We start from the raw sequence: 22,007 nt of genomic DNA on the forward strand, positions 1-22,007 counted from the left end.
TGTATTAGTGGCTTTGTTTATGGGCTTTTTAGTAGCTTATGATTTTAATCATATTTAAACATGACTTTCTTTAAAAACTCAATTATTTAATATTTGACCGACAAAAAGAGTAGACAAATGATAAACGAACAATTGCTCAATCCTAAAAGCATCGTGGTGGTTGGAGCTTCTGATGATGTCATGAAGCCAGGGGGCAAAATTCTTAAGAATATAGTAGATGGTGATTATAAAGGAGATTTGTATGTTACCAACCTTAAGAGTGACGAAGTGCAAGGTATCAAGTCATATCGTGATGTGGCGGATTTGCCTCAGAATGTTGATTTAGCTGTATTGGCTATTGCTGCCAAGTTCTGTCCGCAAACTGTTGAAGTTTTGGCTAAGCAAAAAGGTACAAAGGCTTTTATTATTATATCTGCTGGTTTTAGTGAAGAAAATGAAGAAGGTGCTGCGTTGGAGCATCAAATTGTTGAAACAATAAATGAAGTTGGAGGCTGTTTGATTGGTCCTAACTGCGTAGGTGTATTAACTACGAACCATAGTAGTGTGTTTACAACTCCGATACCTGCTTTAGAGCCAATGGGTGCTGATTTTATATCAGGTTCAGGAGCTACTGCTGTGTTTATCATTGAAGCCGGAATGGCCAAGGGGCTTAAATTTAATAGTGTTTATTCGGTTGGTAATAGTGCTCAAACGGGTGTTGAAGAGGTTTTAGAATATCTTGATAATACTTATGTTGAGGGTGAAAGTTCAAAGATTAAGCTTTTGTATCTCGAAAGTGTAAATAATCCACAGAAGTTATTGAAGCATGCTTCTTCATTAATAAATAAAGGATGTAAGATTGCTGCGATTAAAGCGGGTAGTTCAGATGCAGGTAGTCGTGCTGCCTCAAGTCATACAGGTGCATTAGCAAGTAGTGATTTGGCGGTTGATGCTTTATTTAAAAAAGCGGGTATTGTTCGTTGTTATGGTCGAGAAGAGCTGGCCAATGTGGCAGCAGTATTTATGTTGGAGGAACTAAAGGGTAAGAATGTAGCTATCATCACTCATGCGGGAGGACCTGCTGTGATGTTAACTGATGCTTTGTCAAACGGTGGGTTAGAAGTGCCGGCAATTGACGGGCCTAAAGCGGATGCTTTGTTGGAGAAATTGTACCCAGGTTCAAGTGTGGCTAATCCAATTGATTTTTTAGCAACAGGAACGGCCGAGCAGCTCGGCGATATTATCGAAGCGTGCGAGAATGATTTTGAGCACATTGATGCAATGGCGGTTGTGTTTGGTAGTCCGGGTTTATTCTCCAATGCTGAAGTGTACAAGCTGCTGCATCAAAAAATAAGAGATTGTAAAAAGCCAATCTATCCAATTTTGCCTTCTGTGGTAAATGTGAAGGATGATATTGAGATGTTCATTAATATGGGTAATGTTAATTTCCCGGATGAGGTGATGTTTGGTAATGCGCTTACGAAAATATATAATACACCAAAGCCTGTGATGACTGGGCTTAATAATGATGGTGTTGATGTAGCTGAGGTGCGCCGCATTATTGAATCGCAACAAGATGGTTATGCATCACCAGAGGTCGTTCAATCGTTGTTGGATGCGGCGAGTATTCCACGGGTAAGGGAATTTGTGAGCGATAAGGTTGGGGATTTAAAAAATGCTGCCAAAGAGGTTGGTTTTCCAGTGGTGATGAAAGTGGTTGGACCGGTACATAAGTCCGATGTTGGAGGTGTGGTTCTGAATGTTGATTCAGATGAGCAACTAGTTGCTGAGTTTGAGCGTATGATGCAAATTCAAGATGCTACTGGGGTAATGTTGCAGGCGATGTTGAGCGGTAAGGAGCTGTTTGTTGGTGCAACTTACGAGCCTGGTTTTGGTCACATGGTGTTATGCGGTATGGGAGGTATCTTTATTGAGGTATTGAAGGATGTGAGTTCTGGATTGGCACCATTGAACCAATCAGAGGCTTTAGAAATGATTCATAATTTGAAGAGTTATAAAATAATTCAGGGTGTTAGAGGGCAGCAAGGTATTGATGAGAACAAATATGCTGAAATCGTTGTTCGTTTATCGAATATGTTGTGTCATGCACCTGAAATTAAAGAAATGGATATAAATCCGTTGTTGGGAGAAGGCGAAAAAGTAATTGCTGTAGATGCCCGTATTCGGATTGAGAAGTAACTGTTTGTGTATTGATAATGATGAAAAAGTCGGCACTTCAATGGAAGGCCGGCTTTTTTATTGTTAGTGTCGTGAATAAAGAAAAATATCCTTAAATGAAGGTTTTCGTTAAATAATTTCGAGCAAAAGAAGTTACTCAATCTACATTTAAAGAAAATTAGTGCTAAACTTGATTTAAATCATTATTGTGAATGATAAAATAATATAAAAAGCTACTATTTTTGTAATGCCTTACAGATTGTTATTGTTTGAAATGCCTGCTAATTAAGGATTAGGAGAGGGGTTGTGAGTTTTTTATCGGGATTTGATGATAATTAATAAATGGTAATGGGCTAAAGAGTTAACAAATGAACAAGACAATAAGAGATATTATTTTTGCCGCCATGGTTGTGGTGTTTTTTCTGCCATTTTTCCTTAGTGATTATGTGTATAATTGGTATGCTTCATTTAATCTGGAACATCCAATGGTTATGAGTTTTCTTAAGTTTGCTATTTTGGCAACCTTGGGAGAAGTAATCGGATTACGTATTCGAACTGGCAAATTTATTGCGGCAGGGTTTGGAGTCATTCCGCGAGCTGTTATATGGGGATTGTTGGGCTTGACTATTAAAATGGCATTTGTTGTTTTTGCATCTGGGGTACCAGTGTTTTTACAAAAAATGGGGCTCGAAAATGCACTTGAAGTTATGGCGCAACCATTTTCAGCTTCCAAATTGTTAGTAGCTTTCAGTATTAGTGCAGCCATGAATCTGGTTTATGCTCCGGTGATGATGACGCTGCATCGCATAACGGATACGCACATTGTTGCGAATGAGGGCAAGCTTGCTTGTTTGCTAAAACCTATTGCTTTTGGGAAGATAATGAAGGAATTGGATTGGGGCATGCAATGGAATTTTGTTTTCAAAAAAACGATACCATTTTTTTGGATTCCTGCTCATACCATCACTTTCTTGATGCCAGCAGAATACCGTGTGTTGTTTGCTGCACTTTTAGGAATAATATTGGGGATATTGCTGGCTATAGCGGCTAATAAGAAAGTATCAGAATAAAGGCTGGTTGCATATCTCGGCTAAAAAAAGCATATTTGAATAATATAAAAACCTCTGTAAAAATCATTAACTATGTCTAAGATTGGTATTTTTTATGGTCCTGAATTGGGTAGCGTAGAGAAGGTTGCGCATGTCATCGAAGGAAAGTTTGGTGCTGATAAGGTGGAACTTATTGCTGTTAAAAATGTAGATGAATCTGCATTGGAACAATTCGATAAGTTAATCTTTGGTATGTCAACCATTGGTAAAACAAATTGGGACTCTGAGTATAAGGATACTGATTGGGATGTTTTTGCGACGAAGGTTGGAAAAGTAAACTGGGAAGGTAAGAAAGTGGCCATGTATTGTTTGGGTGATCATATTCAATATCCACAGCACTTTGTTGATGCATTGGGTTGGGTGTATGAACGCTTAGAAAATACAGCAGCTGAAGTGGTTGGATTCTGCTCAACAGAAGGATATGTTTATGAAGAGTCTGAAGGTATTAAGGATGGTCAGTTTCTGGGATTACCTGTAGATGAAGATAACGAAGCCGGTAAAACGGATGTTCGTGTTGAAAATTGGATTAACCGACTCATTAACGAGTTTGGATTTTAAAATATTTAACAGATAGGGTGGTGCATTGTACCACCCTTTTTGTTTTCATAAGTTAAGGAGCGTTTAGCGTTTCTGCTGAAAATAAAACACATGCAATCATACACTAATACACCAATTGACGCCAAAATTGTTGATGCAGTTCTGGCAAAATATCAAATTGGCGACCTTAACAATGCTACAATTCGTGAAATTGTTTCCATTGTAAATGATATTGAAGAGCAAAGTGGCGAGAAGTTCATCCGAATGGAAATGGGTGTTCCGGGGCTTATGCCTTCTGACATAGCAACGAATGCAGAAATTGATGCCTTGAAGAGAGGGGTAGCTTCAAAATACCCGATGCTTGAGGGGATTAAACCGCTAAAGGAAGAAGCAAGTCGCTTTGTAAAAGCATTTCTTAATTTAGATATTTCACCTGAGTGTTGCGTGCCAACTGTTGGTTCAATGCAAGGTTCGTATGCTAACTTCTTGGTTTCGGGCCAGCTTTATAAAGAACGTGACACTTTACTGTTTATCGATCCTGGTTTTCCGGTTCAAAAACAGCAGCTTGATGTACTGGGCTATAAATATGATTCGTTTGATGTCTATGACTATCGAGGTGAAGCACTTCGTGAAAAGTTAGAGTCGTACTTCAAAACAGGTAAGATTAATGCGGTTGTGTATTCAAATCCTAACAACCCAACATGGGTGTGTTTTACCGAATCAGAACTAAAGATAATTGGTGAGTTAGCTACACAATACGATGTGGTTGTTATTGAAGATTTGGCGTATTTTGCGATGGATTTCCGTCAGGATTTGTCTAAGCCGTTTGAGGCGCCATATCAGGTGTCTGTAGGGCATTATACCGACAACTATGTATTGTTAATATCGAGTTCCAAAGCCTTTAGTTATGCCGGGCAGCGCATGAGTTTAACCTGCATGTCTGATTCATTGTATAATCGTCGTTACGAAAATCTGGAAGAACGCTTTGGTGTAGATAAGTACGGTCAGGTGTTGGTAACTCGTGTATTATATGCGCTTTCTTCCGGTACAGGACATTCGGCACAGTATGCCTTGGCTGCCATGTTAAAGGCTGCCAATGATGGTGATTTTAACTTTTTGGAAGAAGTAAAAGATTATAAAGAACGTGGTAAGGTCATGAAGGATTTGTTTTTAGCAAATGGGTTTAACCTTACCTACGATAAAGATATTGACGAGCCATTGGCTGATGGTTTCTATTTCACAGTTTCGTATGGTGATATGACAGGTGGACAGTTATTGGAGAAGCTGTTGTATTACGGAATTAGTGCTATTACTTTAGGTAAAACAGGAAGTAAGCAAGAGAGTTTGCGTGCTTGTGTATCGCAAACAGGTAAGGAGCGCTTTGACGAATTAAAGAATAGATTAGAAGCATTTAAAGCTGATAATGCCTGATTTTAGGTATTTGGTGATAAATTGAAAGCTTGTTTATACTGTTTATAAACAAGGGTATACTGATAGTAGTCATGTGGTTTTTTGAGCTATTGGTTTAAATTTGTAACATCTATTAAAGACTCAATAATATGGCAAAAGCAAAAGGTGCAATTGTGGTGGAAAAAGCGAGGTGTAAAGGCTGTGGCGTTTGCACAACCGTATGTCCCACAAAGGTAATTGAATTGGCTGCCGAGGTTAACGGCAAAGGGTATCATTACGCCTACATGGCAAATCCCGATGCTTGTATCGGTTGTTCTAATTGCGGGATTATTTGTCCCGATACATGTATTACTGTTTATCGCGCTAAGGCAGGTGCTACTGCTTAATGTAAAACTCATAAAGGAAATTTAGTCACACATGAGAGAATTAAAATTAATGAAAGGTAATGAGGCGATTGCTGAAGCCGCTATCCGCGCAGGTGTGGATGGTTACTTTGGTTACCCTATTACTCCTCAATCGGAAGTAATGGAGACCCTCATGGCCGAGCAGCCTTGGAAAACAACCGGGATGGTTGTATTGCAGGCAGAAAGTGAAATCGCATCGATTAATATGGTATATGGTGGTGCCGGATGTGGTAAGCGTGTTATGACTTCTTCTTCAAGTCCGGGTATGAGTTTGATGCAGGAAGGTATTACCTACCTGGCAGGAGCAGAGTTACCTTGTGTTGTTGTAAACGTAGTAAGAGGAGGACCAGGATTAGGAACTATTCAGCCTGCTCAGTCCGATTATTTTCAGACTGTAAAAGGTGGTGGTCACGGTGATTATAAATTAATTACTCTGGCGCCGGCTTCAGTTCAGGAAATGGCTGACTTTGTTGAAGATGCGTTTGATTTAGCGTTTAAATATCGCAATCCGGTTATGATTTTATCTGACGGTGTTATTGGTCAGATGATGGAAAAAGTGGAGTTGAAAGAATTCAAGCCACGTTGGACCATGGAACATATTGAAGAAAATTATCCTTGGGCGACAACCGGTAAAAAGAAAGACAGAGCTAAAAATATCATTACATCTGTACAGTTGGAAGCATCTGTTCAGGAGGCTTTCAATCATAAGCTGCAGGCTAAGTACAAGGCTGTAGAAGAAAATGAAGTATTGTTCGAAGAAGTAATGTGTGATGATGCTGAGTATCTTATCGTAGCTTATGGTTCAAGTGCTCGTATTTGTCAAAAATCAGTTGAAATTGCTCGCGAAAAAGGTATCAAGGTTGGTATGCTTCGTCCGATTACTTTATATCCGTTCCCAACACAACCAATTCAGAAATATGCCGAAAAGGTAAAGGGTATGCTTTCTGTTGAGATGAGTGCCGGGCAAATGGTTGAGGATGTACGATTAGCTGTAAATGGTAAAGTACCGGTTGAGCATTTTGGTCGTTTTGGTGGTTCAGTACACTCACCAGGTGAAGTTGTAGAAGCATTAGAACAAAAATTAATAGGAGGTTAAGCAATGTCAGAAATTAATTCAATTATAAAACCTGAAAATCTTATCTATAAAAGAACCGAGGTTCTTTCAGATAATGATTTAAGCTACTGTCCGGGTTGTGGACACGGTACAGTTCATAAGCTAATTGCTGAGGTAATCGAAGAAATGGATATTCAGGATACAACCATTGGTATTGCACCTGTTGGTTGTTCTGTGTTAGCCTATAACTTTTTAGAGATTGACTGGCAGCAGGCTGCTCACGGTCGTGCACCAGCATTGGCTACAGCCGTTAAGCGTCTAATGCCTGAGAAAAATGTATTCTCATACCAGGGCGATGGCGATTTAGCAGCTATCGGTACTGCTGAAACGATTCACGCATGTAACCGTGGCGAAAATATCGTTATGATTTTCATTAACAATGGTATTTACGGTATGACAGGTGGTCAGATGGCACCAACTACTTTGCCAGGTATGGCAGCTTCTACTTGTCCTGCTGGTCGTGACGTAAGCCACGATGGTGAGCCAATCAAAATTTCTGAAATTTTAGCACAATTACCAGGGACTTGTTATGTCACTCGTCAGTCGGTACACACAGCTGCCAATGTACGTAAAACCAAGAAAGCGTTACGTAAGGCATTTGAAAACCAGCAGGCAAATAAGGGTACATCGTTGGTTGAGGTGGTTTCAAACTGTAACTCAGGATGGAAAATGACACCTATTAAAGCCAATGAATGGATGGAAGAAAACATGTTCCCTTACTACCCACTTGGTGATATTAAGAGCGAGTAGTTCGGTTTAATCTTTTAAAATTGACAAAATGAAAGAAGAAATTATTATAGCCGGATTTGGTGGACAGGGTGTACTTTCAATGGGTAAGATTCTTGCTTACTCAGGCGTTATGCAAGATATGGAAGTGTCGTGGATGCCAGCTTACGGTCCGGAAATGAGAGGTGGTACAGCTAACGTAACGGTTATTCTGAGTGAAGACCGTATTAGCTCACCAATTCTACATGAATATGATACAGCTATCATTCTTAACCAGCAGTCGATGGATAAGTTTGAGAACGATGTAAAGCCAGGTGGTACTTTAATTTACGATGGCAATGGTATCACACGTCATCCTGAGCGTACCGATATTAATATTTATCGAGTTGATGCAACCGATGAAGCTGCACGCATGCATGCTGTAAAAACATTTAACATGATTGTATTGGGTGGTTATCTTGAGGTGAAGCCTATTGTGAAAATGGAGAATGTGGTAGCTGGTTTGAAAAAGTCATTGCCAGAACGTCATCATCATCTTATTCCAATGAATGAGAAAGCCATTACACGTGGTGGTGAGGTTATTAAAGAAGTTTCGTTGGTTAAATAATCCAACTACTCATAAAACAAAAGAGCGCATCCAATTGGGTGCGCTCTTTTTGTATGCATGCATTTGTATGTTATTCAAAATAGCTTGAGCCATCCCAACAATGGGTACACAGCTTTTCTTTTGGCAGGCCTATGGCTTCAACCAAATCGTCCAATCTTTGAAACTTCAATGAGGTTAAATCGAGTGTTTCGCGTATTTCCTCAATCATGGCATTGTATTTCTCCGAATTGCAATCGGAGTATTCCTTCATATCCACATCTTCTCTGCCTTCCAGTTTGCAAGCTGCTTTAATGGTGGCTAAATCCATGTTTGAACGAGAACGACTGAAATTTAGGAATTCACAAGGATAGGTAAGGGGAGGACAAGCAATGCGCACATGTACCTCTTTAATACCAGCTTTGTGTAAATCCTGAACGTTGTCTTTTAGCTGTGTTCCACGCACGATTGAATCATCCAGAAAAATACCTCGGCCACCCTCAATCAGAGCTTTGTTTGGAAGAAGCTTCATCTTGGCTACCAAATCACGTGTTTTCTGACTTTGTGGCATAAAGCTTCGAGGCCATGTTGGGGTGTATTTTGAGTAAGGGCGTTTTAATGGAACACCTGTTGCATGGCTATAACCCATCGCATGACCAACACCGGAGTCTGGAATGCCAGCACAAAAATCGGCATCGGTACCATTTCTTTTAGCCAGGGCAGCACCGCAACGGTAACGACTTTCATCTACATTAATGCCTTCGTAAAACGATGGCGGATACCCGTAATAAACCCAAAGGAATGAGCAAACCTGCATTTTTTTGTTAGCTTGGCGTAGCTGTTTGTACCCATCGGCCGTAATTTGAACGATTTCACCAGGGCCTAAGTATTTCTCGATTTCATAATCAAGGTTGGAAAAAGCACAAGTTTCAAAAGATGCAGCATAGCCATCCTTTTTCTTGCCAATTATAATTGGTGTTCGGCCCAGTTTATCTCTGGCAGCCAGCAAGCCTTCCTCGGTTAATATAAGCATTGAGCAAGAGCCCTTAATGCTATCATATACATTCTCAACACCTTCTTTAAAGGTTTTGCCTTCAGCTATTAACATGGCCACCAATTCAGTAGGGTTAATGCTATTCTGACTGGTTTCTGAGAAAGTACGATGTTGCTTAATAAAACGTTCTTCCAGTTCGTCAATGTTATTAATCTTTGAAACTGTGGCGACCGCAAAACGTCCTAGATGCGATGTGACAATAATAGGTTGCGCTTCGGTGTCGGAGATAACGCCAATGCCGCTTGTACCATCAAACTCTTCAATGTCTGCTTCAAATTTGTTTCTGAAATAACCATCTTCCAGGCTATGAATTGCTCGCTGAAATCCTTTTTGAGGGTCAAAAAATGCCATTCCAGCCCTTTTGGTTCCTAAATGAGAATGATAATCTGTCCCATAGAAAACATCTGTTACGCAGTCACTTTTTGAAATGCTGCCAAAAAATCCGCTCATGTGTATTAATATTTGTGATTGAGGTAATAAGCTGACTAATTTAATTAATTCTAAGTGCTTAAAAAGCCAATATTTAGCACCGTATCTTATTTGGTTTTATTCTAAATGTAGTAGGTTGGATGTGTTATGTTTTGTAGAATCTGTTTGAAGCTTAGTTTATGTTGTTATCTGATGTGACCACTTGGTCTGTTTGCGATGAAAGAATGATGCTTTGGTACTTCAAAAAAGTTATGAACAATTTATGCCGGTATGTTACAAAGCAATGCTGATTGCTGTTCAGATATAAAACTAAGTTTTAGTTTTGTAGTGATGGGAAGTCAGATTTTAAATAATCAGAAAAAAGCTTTTAGTATATTCAAACAATGGAGCCGTAAAGGCTACGCTATTTTTGGATCCTTGGGTAATGTTGTCCATATCGGTTGTTTATCAGTGGCCCTTCTTCAGTGTATTGGGCTGTTATTAGGCCATATCGAAACCATGTTGTCTTGGGCTTTGCAACCTTTTAACGATGACTGTATGGAAGAGAATCGACTTGCAGAGCCAGTGTTGTTAACATTGAAGGCAAGTACTGATATTGTAAGTGATGTTTATAATAGATTAAGATGATATTTCTAACCGTCAATAGGCTTGTTCTATTGGCGGTTTTTTATTTATACAATATGATACAAACAATTAAAAAACGACTATTAAACGGAGGTGTGATTTCTCAAGCAGAAGCACTTGCATTAGCCAAAATTGATAATAAAGAAGGATTGTATGATTTGGCCAATACTATTCGACAGCATTTTAAAGGCGATTATATGGAACTGTGTTCCATTATGAATGCTAAATCGGGTAAGTGCTCACAAGATTGTAAGTGGTGCTCGCAATCCATGTTTCATAATACCAATGTAGAAGAGTATGAGTTAGTTGATTTAAAAGAAGCTGAGAATCTGGCAGAGGAGAATGCTCAGAAGGGTGTTGATCGATTTTCATTGGTGACCAGTGGACGTGTCATATCAAATAAAAACCTGGACCAGCTTTGTGGTGTATATCGAAAAATCAATCAAAAATCGTCGATTCATCTGTGTGCATCAATGGGCTTACTAAATCGACAACAACTTGATAAATTGTATGATTCAGGTGTAAGCCATTACCATTGTAATATCGAAACGGCACCTTCCTTCTTTCCTGAAATGTGCAGCTCTCATACTATTGAAGATAAAGTCAAGACCATTAAGGCAGCACGTGATGCCGGCATGGGCGTATGCTCAGGTGGTATTATTGGTATGGGCGAATCGATGGAGCAACGCATTGAAATGGCTTTTTATTTAGCTGAATTAGGAATCGAATCCATCCCTATTAATGTACTTATGCCTGTTAAAGGAACGAAGTTGGCTGAAATTGAACCATTGTCTGATGAGGAGATTCTGACCACATTTGCGCTGTTCAGACTTATTAATCCAATGGCCAATATTCGATTGGCTGGCGGACGAAGTTTAATTACTCGTATTCAGGATAAAGCTTTAAAAGCAGGAGTGAGTGCTGCATTGGTTGGTGATTACTTAACAACCATCGGAACAAATATTGTGCAAGATAAAGAGACTTTTAAGGATGCCGGTTTTATTGTTGGTTGTTAATCACTCATAATTAACCATTCGTCATATTATAATGCATTTAAAATACTTTTTTGCTAACTTATTAGAGTTAACGATAAAACTCTGGAACTATGAAGGGAGGCAATATAAACTTAATAGATCTTGATTTTGAATATAAAGTGTGGAAAAACCGTCTCACTTTGTTTATTAAAGAGATTGAAATATTAAAAAATCGGAACGAAGAAGTAAAGCATGAGCAAACGATTGTAGAGCTCAATACTGTTGAGTTAATGGTGCTCGATGAGCATACCGAGCAACTTAGTAAACTGTCCAATCGCATTAAGGTGCAGGAAAATGAGTTGCAATTTTATAATAAGGATTTTCCAATTACTCAAAACCACCAGTATTATAAAGATCATGAGCTCCTAAGGGAAAAGATGGATGATATCTCAAAGATTCATTTTTATCGGGTGGCCGACCTGATAAAGGCATTAGGTATTTAAGCATAAAATCAGAATTGGCTTTGGTAAGAACTTGTAACACTTAGTTGCAGGTTCTTTTTTTTATTACTGTCAGTAACGAGTGGAATTTAATTTTGATTTATATTTCAGTTATAATAATATGGCAATTTGTAGATTTTGAGTATGTTATTCAACTTGAATTTGCTTTCGTACAATATTTCAAGTTAATCAGCTTATCACGGTATCAATATATTTCATTCATAAACCTATCTTTGCACAAAACAAACCATCATGTACAAAGACTATAAAACACGCATCAAGGTAAATGCAGAAATGGAAGATGCTTTTGCTGCATTTATCAATCCCTTTACCATTGAGTTATGGAGTGGATATCCGGCGGTGATGAGTAAAGAGGCCAACTCTGAATTCTCTTTGTGGGAAGGTGATATTACAGGTCGTGTTTTAGAAGTAGAGGACGAGAAAAAGATTGTACAGGAATGGTATTTTGGTGAGCAGGAAGCGTCATCAATTGCGACTATAAAATTCTTTCCACAGAGTGGTGGCAAAGTGCAAATTGATTTGCTGCACACGAATATTCCGGAGGAAGCCTATGACGACATTGTTGAAGGATGGAATGACTATTACCTCGGTGCAATTAAAACATTTCTGGAAGTGCAATAGATTGCAGCTATTGCTTTCAGTTTCTTTTCGAGTTTAGTTGTTTCTAATTTGTATTCAAGAACTCATAAACCGATAATTTTAAATTCTTTTAACCGAACATGTTGTGTAACATCATGGAAACATGACTTCGGTCAATTATAGGGGTATTGTAAGGCCGTACTTTTGTGTCAGATTATTGATGCAGTTAAAGCACAGTTTAAACAATGTTTCAGCAAGCAGATTCTCCCACTGTCAGTACCCGAAAGGTGCATGCTATCTTTTTTAGTCCGGCCCGCTCTACCAAAAAAATTGTAGAAGCTATCGCCAGCGGTATTTCCGAAGAGTTTATCGTTCATGATATCACACAGGGTTTATTCAAGAACATTGAGCTGACGTCTAATGATATTGCTGTTGTTGGTGTACCAGCCTTCTCGGGTCAGGTGCCTGCTATTGCGGCTCAATACATATCTCAAATTAAAGGGAATGGTGCACGAGCCATTATAACCTGTGCATATGGTAATTGTCATTACGAGAATACCTTGAGTGAGTTAAGTAATATTTGTGTTGAAGCTGGTTTTATTCCTATCAGCTCAGGTGCCTTTGTGTCGCGTCATTCGTTATTTCCAGAGCTGGGTAAAGGTCGTCCTGATGCAAGGGATTTGGATAACGCCAGGCAATTTGGTAAAAAGAGTGTGCAACATTCAAGAATTATGAATGGTGGTGCATTTAAGTTAGAGGAGAAGTCTTCAATGAGGCCACAGGGTATTGTTCCTTTGGTGGCCAAAGCTAATGGCGATTGTAATTTTTGTGGGCGCTGTGTGCAGGCATGTCCTGTAGGTGCCATAGATACTCAAAATCCCAAAAAGACCGATAAAAAAGCATGCATATCCTGCACGCGTTGTATAGATGTATGTCCTTATGGTGCTCGCCAATTTAGTGGGCTTATGTATCTGATCACTAAAAAGCGCTTGATGGATAAAAACAAAGAGCGTAAAGAGATTGAGGTGAATATCCCCTTGTAAAAGTTAAAGAATACTACAATAAATCGATTCTCTACAGTATAGCCTGCAAGTTCACTTGCAGGTTTTTTTATAAATGAGAGTCTTACAGATAGAGTTCTGTGCCATTCGTTTTCAAGTGCTTACTTCTATTTACTCTATAAATATTGTACCTTTAATTACAGTTAATTCTTTAAATTCCCTATTCTATGTCAACAAATAATCATCAACTCGATCACATTGCTATTTCTGTTAAATCGCATATGTTATTACGACAGTTATTGCATGAAAATCCCATTCTGGAAGAAATAATGCGTAACGGCAGAAATGAGACTGAAGTATTAGTTGGTGTACGCAATTGGGTGCTGGATGAAATAAAGAAGCATCCTGATGCTTATCAATTTTATAAGCGAGAAGCACATGGTCGTGAAGCCTTTGAGAAGTTAAGTTGGAAAGATTTTGCCGCTATCCGTATATTGGATTACATCGATAATGCGGGGCGCGAATTTGAAGATCTTAACCTGCGGGGCGAGATGGCCATAAGTAATCCTATTCATTTGATTTGGTTAGCTGTTAGTAAAGGTACCGGTGGAGCCAAGCCATTTTTCTTTAAGGATATGCTAATGCTTTTTAAGCAGTTCAGAGGGGAGTATAAAAGAAGTATTCCGACAAAAGAACAGGTGGAAGAGTGGATGGCACGTTGGTGTTCAGGCCGTGACCCAAGGATAGTTAAGCTAAGAGAGGAAAATAAAGATCGGATACTGAAAATAATCATCCGTCTTATTGATTCGGGCGAGGTTAATGACAGTCGATTCTATTTTGCAGAAGGCTTATCAAAAGAACAAAAGTACCTACATGCACTCGACTGGTGGGATAATCACTTATTTCATCTACGTTTTGCTGTACGTTCGCCTGATTTGTTAAATGAGATGCTCGACAATTCGCTTGACCCTGATACGATGAAGGTCCTGTATGATGCAGCTTCCAAAGGCATTCCTTTTTTTGTGAACCCTTATTACCTGTCGCTAATGCACGTGAGGGTGCCTTATTTTGCTGTTGGCGCTGATTTGGCTATCCGACATTACGTTATCTACAGTCAGAAGCTAATTGATGAATACGGCAAAATTGTGGCCTGGGAAAAGGAGGATACAGTAAAACCAGGTGAGCCCAACGCTGCTGGCTGGTTTTTGCCAAGCGAGCATAATATTCATCGGCGCTACCCCGAAGTGGCCATACTGATACCTGATACCATGGGACGGGCATGCGGCGGCTTATGTGCCTCATGCCAGCGTATGTATGATTTTCAACGTGGTAACCTGAATTTTAATCTGGATAAGTTAAAACCGAAGCAAACCTGGGATGAGAAACTGGATAACCTACTACAATATTTTGAAAAGGATTCGCAATTGCGCGATATCCTTATTACCGGAGGTGATGCACTGATGAGCTCAGATAAGTCACTTAAAAAGATTCTGGACAGGGTTTATCAAATGGCACTTAATAAGGTAGAAGCCAATAAAAACAGAGTTAATGGCGAAAAGTATGCACATATTTTGCGTATTCGATTAGGGAGTCGTTTACCGGTATATCTGCCACAACGAATAACGCCAGAACTGGTTAGCATTCTGGGTGATTTCAAAAAGAAGGCTTCTGAAATTGGTGTTAAGCAGTTTTTTATGCAAACCCATTTTGAGTCACCCATGGAAGTAACACCTGAAGCGCATCGGGCCATTAAACTGTTAAACTCGGCCGGATGGACGGTAACAAACCAGCACGTATTTACCACTGCGGCTTCTCGACGCGGCCATGCAGCTAAATTGCGTAAAGTGTTAAACGAAATTGGTGTAATCAATTATTATACCTTTAGCGTGAAAGGCTACATGGAAAATAGCTTCAACTTTGCCACCAATGAGCGTGCTGTACAGGAGCAGATGGAGGAGAAGGTGATTGGCAAAATTCCAAAGGAATATTATCCGGTGATTAAAGAGTTTCCGAACAATGCCGATGCCATTGAAGAGGAGATGGCCAAGCTGATGAAAGAGAGTGGCTTGCCCTTTTTAGGTACCGATCGTAATGTGCTCAACCTGCCAGGTGTTGGTAAAAGCCTTACTTTTCGAACCATTGGTATTACCCGCTATGGTCGACGTATACTCGAATTTGAACTCGATCACACCAGAAACCACAGTCCGGCTATGCAGCAAATGAGCAAGGTCATTATTATCGAATCCAAATCTATTAGTGAATACCAACGCCAGATGCAGGATCTGGGGGAGGAATTTGAAGATTATGAAAGCATTTGGGGATACTCAATAGGTGAAACCGAGCAACGGATTCCAATATACGATTACCCAGATTACGACTATCAGCTAACACAAGACTTTACTAACCTGTAAGAGGAGGCTAACACTTAGGCAAAAATATTTTCAAGACCCGAATCACGAATAAACAAGCAAGTGGTATGTGTTTCTTCAACCATCTTATCCATAAATTTAAAATTAGGATGAGGTTCCAAACCGAAAATGTTTAGATCGGCTTCGGGCGCATTTTTAATCAGCTCATTAAAATTGTTGATGTAAATACTAATCTCCGTTTTAGGTAATCGGGCATGGTCAATCAATTCTGTCATAAAATGATGAGCCTGTGCTTTTTGCTCTTCGTTATCGACCACTGTAACCAGACGAATTTTGGCACCCCAGTTACGTTTTAGTTTATAAGCCACCAATATAGAGAGATCAAGGTTGCCAATATCCCAGGAGATTTTCCATTCTGGCGCTCGGTTTCTGATCCATACGTTAATTACCTGTCGCTTTCTCATGCCGGCATCGGGATGTTGAGCATAAATAAGAACACCTAGCTGCAAGCGTGCAGCCTCATTTATAATCTCACTAAAATCCACAGAATGCTCATTAAGGTCCATCCTGTTTAAAAAAGTAATATTAGGCTTGATAAAAGAGCCGCGGTAGGCCTGGTTGGCAAAATTAACGCCTTGCGAATAATCCTCAGTACGGATAACAGCCCACGATGAAAACACATTGCTGTCTTTGTATTCGTCAGAAAGCTTACTGATGCTATCTCCTAATTCGGGGCACTTTTCTTTGGAACCCAGACCAAGCAGTTTGATGGAGCCTTGTGGATAAGCTACATTCTTTAAAAATGAGAAATAACTTTTAATAGTGTCGGGATGTCTGATCGGAACTAATAAGTTTGGTTTCCAGGAGCGTTCCTGACGCTGCGTTAAGCGGGCACTTCGCTTGGCTGCCCATTCGGCTACAGATACAAAAAAGCCACTTCGAACATCATCAAAAGGTGTGGTTAGTTTACGTTGTAACAATACAGCATAAACCAGAAATACCAGGGCAAATGATACCAGACTGATGGTTGAATTAATGATAAACATAGCAACAACCGAACTGACTAAACCTAACCAAGGCACCCATTTTAATACCCTGAACATGGGGCGGAAGCTTATTAAACCAAGGTTTTGCTCAATGATAACCACTACGTTTAACATGGCATATGTAATCAGGAAAAACATGGTTACCAGTGGTGCTACGGCATTAAGGTCGCGCAGTAACATGGTTAAAAACACCAGTGTGCCGGTTACAATCATTGAATTGCGTGGCTGTCCCATTTTGTCGGTTCGTCCTAGCCACGGCCCGGCAGGCAATACATGATGGCGGCCCATGGCGTATAAGATGCGTGAGGAACCGACCATGGATGCCAAAGCAGATGAAAATGTGGCACCTAAGACCCCGGCAATCGCCATAGGTGGGAAAAAGGATTTATCAATTAATATATTGTAGTTTGTTAATAACTCTTCGGTACTGGCTGACTTGGCTAACCAGAAAGCTACGGCCATATACACCACAAAACTAACGCCTATAGCTGATAGGGTGCCCACCGGAATACTCTTTTTGGGGTTCTTTAATTCGCCTGACATATTAGCGCCAGCCATAATACCAGTGGCAGCAGGGAAAAATACTGCAAAGACTATCCAGAAGTTGGAGCCTGAAAAATTATTTTCAATAGAACCAGCAAAATTACCCCAGATGAGTGTATCGTTGATACTGTTTTGCATCGAACCGTAATAAGCCGCCAATGCCATTCCTACCAGTGAAGCAAAAATTATGGACATGATAAGGTATTGGGTACGAATGGCCAAATTGGCACTTTTATAAGCAATAGCATAGAGCACGATAAAGACCGTAACATCAACCAGGAAAGCCGGGTGAGTGGGGAAAATTGAGAGCCAGCCTTCCCTGAATCCGAATATATACATGGTAACGGCCAGGGCCTGTGAAACATAACGCGGTATACCTAAGCTTCCACCAATCTCGAGCCCCAATGACTGCGAGATGATGGCATAAGCTCCACCGGCCCCAATTTTTATGTTGGTGGTGATGGACGACATGGATAGCGCCGTGGTTAGTGTTATTAAAAACGAAATAATTATGATGAGCCAGGCCCCTAGTAATCCTGCATTTCCAACAACCCAACCCAAACGCAGGTACATTATTACACCAATGATAGTAAGTAGAGTAGGGGTGAAAACCCCTCCAAAGGTCCCGAACTTTTTAAGAGTGTGTGTTTTGTCCATAGGCTTTTAGATACATCTAAAATAGGAATTTTTTGTACCTAAACTCAAATAATGGCAAACAATGACACTAAAATTAGTAGAAGATCCAGTCAATTTATTGCAGAATGAGCAACAGTGGTAGGTTTTTGTATGACTTTGTGGAGGTCTTTAATCCTAAGCCATAAATATACACTATTCTCTTTATCTTTGTACAAAATAATTGTGTATGATGAGTAGTGTTTCCAACAACTTTAAACAACTGCAGGAAGAAATGATTCAATGGCGTCGCTTGTTTCACAAGTATCCTGAGCCTGCCTGGTGTGAATTTAGAACGGCTACATTTGTCGCACAATCATTGAAAAAATGGGGCTTCACTGTATATATGGGGCAGGATTTGATTTGTGATAAACGTATGAACCTACCTACACAGGAGACCCTGAATAAATTCTATACTCAAGCACTGGAAAGATATGATTTGGACAAAGAATTGTTGGAACACACGAAGGGAGGCTACACAGCTGTTGCAGGCGTACTTAACAATGGTGAAGGCCCAGTAAAAGTTTTTCGTGTTGATATGGATGCACTTCCCATTAATGAAAGTCAATTAAATGATCATTATCCTGTTAGAGAGAAGTTTGCATCTGTTCATAATGGCTTTATGCATGCTTGTGGACATGATGCTCACACCGCTATTGGTTTGGGATTAGCAAAATACCTTTCTACAAGCAAAGGCAGTCTTCAGGGAAAAATAATCATATTGTTTCAACCGGCAGAAGAAGGCTTGGGTGGAATGGCTGCAGTGGTAAAACATTCGATTTTCGAAAAAGTGGATGAAGCATATGGCTTTCATGTGTGGGCAAATAAAGAACCAAATGAGTTTATTTGCGGAACCTATGGTCAGCTTGCCAGTAAGAAGTTCGATGTGGAAATAAAAGGCAAGGCCTCTCATGCTGCTTTAGCACCTGAAAAAGGAATAAATGCCATGCTTCCTGCTGCAGAAATTATATTAAGCTTAGAAAGGCTAAAAGCTGATTTTCCATCACATATTCGATTAAATATTGGTCAGATGCAAGCAGGTACAGCCCGTAATATTATCTGTCCTGATGCGCTTTTAAAGATTGAAACAAGGGCAGGTGACACAATCACACGAGATAAACTATTCAATGCTTCCATCAGAATAATTGAAGAGATCACAAAGAAATATGCTTGTACCTGCAATATCAATTTGGTAGGTGAAGCTGAAAGTGCTTCCAGCTCAATCGATCTTGCCAAAAGCATTAAACAATTTGTGACGGATACTGGCTTATTTACACATTGCACAGAACGAGAATTACACAATACTTATAGTGAAGATTTCTGTACCCTGATGAACCATGTGCAGAATACAGGTGGTAAAGCTGCGTTTATGGGTATTGGAGCATCCAATAAGGCAGGCACCCATCACCAAACTAACTTTGATATTGACGAAGAGGTGATGATGAAGATGGTTAGTGTATTGGCAGAATTGAGTATGTCTAAATGAATGTTTTGAGTTTCATTACTTGCGGGCTATCTGAGGCTGTAATAAACTACTTCTAGTATAATTACAAAAAAAGCCTCACTCCGAAGAGTACAGCTAGTGATATAAAACTCTCCCTCTGGACTTTTACTGTTGAGGTAATATGTATTTATCACAAATCAAAAACCTTGCGGCTTGGTGGCCTGCTAGTTGAGCTTGTGCTGTTTAGCCAACTGCAATTAATGGTAACATTTTTTTTATTGGGCGGTGCACCCCTTCGACATGGGTACACTGCCCAATCATTTTCGGTAAGCTACCCAATATCTTTGGGCACATTGCCCTTTATGGTTGGATAGATGGCCCACGATGATTGGCCGAAAATGAAAAAAGCCTCATTCTGAAGAATGAGGCTAGAGAGTATAAAATTTCTTTTCGACCAAGATACCTAAAGCCCTAACTCCGTATAGAGCGCAATCAGTTTTGGAACTGACACTCCCCTGAGTATAGAAATACAACATCAAATTGTTGAATACTATCCGGACTTTCCAGTAACTATTTTAATCGCTCATATTTACAACAGCTATGTAAGTGTTCGTATACAGCATCATCGGTTTTGTATTTATCGGTATCGTGTCCGGCTTTGGCTATTGCCTTCTGAACGCCATCCTCTGTAGCCGGGGCAGAAAAGTTAATGTGTATCTTTTTAGTTTCTTTATCCCAGTTGGCATCAAGGACGCCCTCAACAGTTAGTGCTGCTGTTTCAATACGGTCTTTACACATGCCACAGTTGCCTCCAACATTAAACATCACATGCTGTTTTTCATTATTGCTCTTTAGTTGTTCCATGCGAGGGTATTGACAACAACCGTGAAGCGCATCGTAAACTGCATCATCGGCTTTATACTTTTCAGTGTCATGACCAACCTTGGCAATGGCTTTTTGTATTTTATCCGTGTTGGCTTTGTTCGATTGATAATTAACATGCAACTCTTGCTTGTCGGCATTCCAATTAGCCTTGGTTACGCCTACAACTGATAATGCAGCCTTTTCGATGCGTTCTTTACACATATCACAATTTCCTGAAACTTGTAGCATGGCGTGTGCAGCTGCACCGGAAGAGTCCTTTGATGTATTATCCAATCGCTCATATAAGCAACAGCCGGGCAATTTACTATAGACATTATCATCGGCCTTATGCATCTCAGTATCATGACCAGAATTGGCAATGACTTTATGCACGTCATGGAGCTCAGCTTTCTCAGGGTCAAACTGGATAGTTATGGTCTGCGAATCCGCATTCCATATAGCAGAGCTAACACCATAAATCGTTTTGGCGGCTTTCTCAATTCTGTCTTTACACATTTCGCAATTGCCAGCGACGATAAATGTTTCCTTCTTAAGATTCTTCGAATCGGGTGCATTCATCATGCTTGGCAATCCAACTAACTGGGCTGCAGCATCAATCTTAAATACACCATTTGTGGCTATTTCCTCGCCTGGCTCCAATCCTTCCTTCACCACATAAAAAGCACCTGCTTCAGGTCCCAATACAATTTCACGATATAAGAATGTGGGTGATTCTCGGTCTTGAACTTTAGAGTATACCACTGATCTTTTACCTGTCCATAGCACCGCTGACTTTGGAATAATAACAGCCTTTTGTTCATTCGCTATTTTAGACTCCAGTACGCCGCTTGCAAACATCTCAGGTTTTAAGCGTAGTTCCTTGTTGTTGATTTCGGCCCGCACCTTGGCAACTCTTGTTCTGGCATCAATAAAAGGGTCAACATAGGTCACCTTTGTTTTGAATTTTTCACCTGGCAGAGCCTGCAAAGTAAAATTCACCTTGTCACCAATTTTCATCCACGGTAAATCTGTTTCATAGGCATCAAATAAAACCCACAATTTGCTTAAATCGGCAACTTTTAATAAGGCTGTTCCTTCTTTTACATAGTCTCCTAATGCTACATGGCGCATAGTTACTGTTCCGGTTATTGGCGACAGAACGTTAAAATTAACTTCAGGTTCACCGGAGGCTTCAATTTTGTTAACTTGTCTTTCAGTCAAACCCCACGATTTAAGTTTAGCTCTTGATGCCTTGTATAAGGAGGGATTGTCTTCTTTAAATTCGGAAGCTTCAATTAATTCACGTTGAGCACTCACCAAATTAGGTGAGTAAATAGTGGCTAACTTCTGACCTTTACGAACTTCTTGTCCTGTAAAATTAACAAAGAGCTCTTCGATACGTCCTCCAAAGCGAGCAGTCAGTTCGGCAATACGTCGTTCATCTACATGTAATTTCCCCTGCACATAGATGGACTTATTGGGCTCTCCAATGGCCACAACTGATGTTTGTATCTCTGCCAGTTTGGCGGCTGCTTCACTCATGACAACTTCATTGGGGTCAGCATTTTCACCTCCCCCCATCGACGACAATGGAATTAAATCCATGGCACAAATGGGGCATAAGCCAAACTTGTCCTGTTTAATTTGCGGATGCATGGAACAAGTCCAGGTAGTGGGTTCTTCATCGTGGTTATGGCCCGCATGTTCGTCTCCGGCACCATTTGCATTACCGGATGGTGAAACTATCCATCCAATAGCCAGTCCGACTATTAATACGCCAAGGACTAATTTGTAATTGCTTTTTATATTTTGAAATATTGTTTTCATTTCTCTGTCATTAAAACGTT

18 protein-coding genes are annotated in these 22,007 nt (G+C 40.0%); 15 read left to right on the forward strand and 3 right to left on the reverse strand.

Annotation, left to right across the window (positions count from 1 at the left end):
* The first annotated feature begins 117 nt into the window (after positions 1–117).
* The 8 genes from JIV24_RS06575 (at position 118) to JIV24_RS06610 (ending at position 8,064) form a co-directional block, all read left to right on the forward strand.
* Positions 118–2,178, forward strand: coding sequence for an acetate--CoA ligase family protein (locus tag JIV24_RS06575; RefSeq protein WP_200464231.1), 2,061 nt, complete (start codon positions 118–120; stop codon positions 2,176–2,178).
* Between the two features lie 347 nt (positions 2,179–2,525).
* Positions 2,526–3,227, forward strand: coding sequence for a hypothetical protein (locus tag JIV24_RS06580; RefSeq protein ID WP_200464232.1), 702 nt, complete (start codon positions 2,526–2,528; stop codon positions 3,225–3,227).
* Between the two features lie 72 nt (positions 3,228–3,299).
* Positions 3,300–3,824 carry a flavodoxin gene (locus JIV24_RS06585; protein WP_200464233.1) on the forward strand — a complete coding sequence of 175 codons (525 nt, stop codon included), beginning with the start codon at positions 3,300–3,302 and terminating at the stop codon, positions 3,822–3,824.
* A gap of 90 nt (positions 3,825–3,914) precedes the next feature.
* Positions 3,915–5,234, forward strand: a complete 1,320-nt coding sequence (locus tag JIV24_RS06590; protein WP_200464234.1) for an aminotransferase class I/II-fold pyridoxal phosphate-dependent enzyme — start codon at positions 3,915–3,917, stop codon at positions 5,232–5,234.
* Positions 5,235–5,362: 128 nt separating this feature from the next.
* Positions 5,363–5,599 (forward strand): 4Fe-4S dicluster domain-containing protein, encoded by a 237-nt coding sequence (locus JIV24_RS06595; RefSeq protein ID WP_200464235.1) that lies wholly within the window; start codon positions 5,363–5,365, stop codon positions 5,597–5,599.
* A 31-nt stretch (positions 5,600–5,630) separates the two neighbouring features.
* Complete coding sequence (locus tag JIV24_RS06600; protein ID WP_234445732.1) at positions 5,631–6,713, forward strand: 3-methyl-2-oxobutanoate dehydrogenase subunit VorB; 1,083 nt, start codon at positions 5,631–5,633, stop codon at positions 6,711–6,713.
* A gap of 3 nt (positions 6,714–6,716) precedes the next feature.
* Complete coding sequence (locus tag JIV24_RS06605) at positions 6,717–7,481, forward strand: thiamine pyrophosphate-dependent enzyme (RefSeq protein ID WP_200464236.1); 765 nt, start codon at positions 6,717–6,719, stop codon at positions 7,479–7,481.
* 28 nt (positions 7,482–7,509) lie between these two features.
* Positions 7,510–8,064: a 2-oxoacid:acceptor oxidoreductase family protein gene (locus JIV24_RS06610; protein WP_200464237.1), complete on the forward strand. Its 555-nt coding sequence runs from the start codon at positions 7,510–7,512 to the stop codon at positions 8,062–8,064.
* Positions 8,065–8,134: 70 nt separating this feature from the next.
* On the opposite strand, the gene JIV24_RS06615 is transcribed toward JIV24_RS06610, so the two are convergent.
* A complete protein-coding gene (locus JIV24_RS06615; RefSeq protein WP_200464238.1) occupies positions 8,135–9,544 on the reverse strand; it encodes an amidophosphoribosyltransferase in 1,410 nt (469 codons plus the stop codon).
* 249 nt (positions 9,545–9,793) lie between these two features.
* On the opposite strand from JIV24_RS06615, the gene JIV24_RS06620 reads away from it, so the two are divergent.
* The 6 genes from JIV24_RS06620 (at position 9,794) to JIV24_RS06645 (ending at position 15,633) form a co-directional block, all read left to right on the forward strand.
* Positions 9,794–10,150, forward strand: coding sequence for a hypothetical protein (locus JIV24_RS06620; protein ID WP_200464239.1), 357 nt, complete (start codon positions 9,794–9,796; stop codon positions 10,148–10,150).
* Between the two features lie 53 nt (positions 10,151–10,203).
* Positions 10,204–11,163, forward strand: a complete 960-nt coding sequence (gene bioB / locus JIV24_RS06625; protein WP_200464240.1) for a biotin synthase BioB — start codon at positions 10,204–10,206, stop codon at positions 11,161–11,163.
* Between the two features lie 89 nt (positions 11,164–11,252).
* Entirely contained in the window at positions 11,253–11,624 is a 372-nt protein-coding gene (locus tag JIV24_RS06630) for a hypothetical protein (protein ID WP_200464241.1), read from the forward strand.
* A 249-nt stretch (positions 11,625–11,873) separates the two neighbouring features.
* On the forward strand, positions 11,874–12,263 hold the full coding sequence (locus tag JIV24_RS06635; RefSeq protein WP_200464242.1) for an SRPBCC domain-containing protein: 390 nt from the start codon (positions 11,874–11,876) through the stop codon (positions 12,261–12,263).
* 203 nt (positions 12,264–12,466) lie between these two features.
* Positions 12,467–13,264 carry a 4Fe-4S binding protein gene (locus JIV24_RS06640; protein WP_200464243.1) on the forward strand — a complete coding sequence of 266 codons (798 nt, stop codon included), beginning with the start codon at positions 12,467–12,469 and terminating at the stop codon, positions 13,262–13,264.
* A gap of 185 nt (positions 13,265–13,449) precedes the next feature.
* Positions 13,450–15,633, forward strand: a complete 2,184-nt coding sequence (locus JIV24_RS06645) for a KamA family radical SAM protein (RefSeq protein WP_200464244.1) — start codon at positions 13,450–13,452, stop codon at positions 15,631–15,633.
* 14 nt (positions 15,634–15,647) lie between these two features.
* Here the strand turns inward: JIV24_RS06645 and JIV24_RS06650 are convergent, their stop codons facing one another.
* On the reverse strand, positions 15,648–17,837 hold the full coding sequence (locus JIV24_RS06650) for an amino acid permease (RefSeq protein ID WP_200464245.1): 2,190 nt from the start codon (positions 17,835–17,837) through the stop codon (positions 15,648–15,650).
* A 205-nt stretch (positions 17,838–18,042) separates the two neighbouring features.
* On the opposite strand from JIV24_RS06650, the gene JIV24_RS06655 reads away from it, so the two are divergent.
* Positions 18,043–19,338, forward strand: coding sequence for an amidohydrolase (locus JIV24_RS06655; protein ID WP_200464246.1), 1,296 nt, complete (start codon positions 18,043–18,045; stop codon positions 19,336–19,338).
* Between the two features lie 528 nt (positions 19,339–19,866).
* Here the strand turns inward: JIV24_RS06655 and JIV24_RS06660 are convergent.
* Positions 19,867–21,987 (reverse strand): efflux RND transporter periplasmic adaptor subunit, encoded by a 2,121-nt coding sequence (locus tag JIV24_RS06660; protein WP_200464247.1) that lies wholly within the window; start codon positions 21,985–21,987, stop codon positions 19,867–19,869.
* Between the last annotated feature and the right edge of the window lie 20 nt (positions 21,988–22,007).

The sequence above is a fragment of the Carboxylicivirga marina genome, from assembly GCF_016612505.1.
GTDB lineage: Bacteria > Bacteroidota > Bacteroidia > Bacteroidales > Marinilabiliaceae > Carboxylicivirga > Carboxylicivirga marina.

Bases quoted from the DNA above. Each gene is read 5' to 3' on its own strand.
- JIV24_RS06605 (WP_200464236.1), top strand. From the start codon at position 6,717: ATGTCAGAAATTAATTCAATTATAAAACCTGAAAATCTTATCTATAAA.
- JIV24_RS06635 (WP_200464242.1), top strand. From the start codon at position 11,874: ATGTACAAAGACTATAAAACACGCATCAAGGTAAATGCAGAAATGGAA.
- bioB (WP_200464240.1), top strand. From the start codon at position 10,204: ATGATACAAACAATTAAAAAACGACTATTAAACGGAGGTGTGATTTCT.
- JIV24_RS06590 (WP_200464234.1), top strand. From the start codon at position 3,915: ATGCAATCATACACTAATACACCAATTGACGCCAAAATTGTTGATGCA.
- JIV24_RS06595 (WP_200464235.1), top strand. From the start codon at position 5,363: ATGGCAAAAGCAAAAGGTGCAATTGTGGTGGAAAAAGCGAGGTGTAAA.
- JIV24_RS06610 (WP_200464237.1), top strand. From the start codon at position 7,510: ATGAAAGAAGAAATTATTATAGCCGGATTTGGTGGACAGGGTGTACTT.
- JIV24_RS06640 (WP_200464243.1), top strand. From the start codon at position 12,467: ATGTTTCAGCAAGCAGATTCTCCCACTGTCAGTACCCGAAAGGTGCAT.
- JIV24_RS06655 (WP_200464246.1), top strand. From the start codon at position 18,043: ATGATGAGTAGTGTTTCCAACAACTTTAAACAACTGCAGGAAGAAATG.
- JIV24_RS06630 (WP_200464241.1), top strand. From the start codon at position 11,253: ATGAAGGGAGGCAATATAAACTTAATAGATCTTGATTTTGAATATAAA.
- JIV24_RS06585 (WP_200464233.1), top strand. From the start codon at position 3,300: ATGTCTAAGATTGGTATTTTTTATGGTCCTGAATTGGGTAGCGTAGAG.
- JIV24_RS06645 (WP_200464244.1), top strand. From the start codon at position 13,450: ATGTCAACAAATAATCATCAACTCGATCACATTGCTATTTCTGTTAAA.
- JIV24_RS06600 (WP_234445732.1), top strand. From the start codon at position 5,631: ATGAGAGAATTAAAATTAATGAAAGGTAATGAGGCGATTGCTGAAGCC.
- JIV24_RS06650 (WP_200464245.1), bottom strand. From the start codon at position 17,837: ATGGACAAAACACACACTCTTAAAAAGTTCGGGACCTTTGGAGGGGTT.
- JIV24_RS06615 (WP_200464238.1), bottom strand. From the start codon at position 9,544: ATGAGCGGATTTTTTGGCAGCATTTCAAAAAGTGACTGCGTAACAGAT.
- JIV24_RS06660 (WP_200464247.1), bottom strand. From the start codon at position 21,987: ATGAAAACAATATTTCAAAATATAAAAAGCAATTACAAATTAGTCCTT.
- JIV24_RS06620 (WP_200464239.1), top strand. From the start codon at position 9,794: ATGTTACAAAGCAATGCTGATTGCTGTTCAGATATAAAACTAAGTTTT.
- JIV24_RS06575 (WP_200464231.1), top strand. From the start codon at position 118: ATGATAAACGAACAATTGCTCAATCCTAAAAGCATCGTGGTGGTTGGA.
- JIV24_RS06580 (WP_200464232.1), top strand. From the start codon at position 2,526: ATGAACAAGACAATAAGAGATATTATTTTTGCCGCCATGGTTGTGGTG.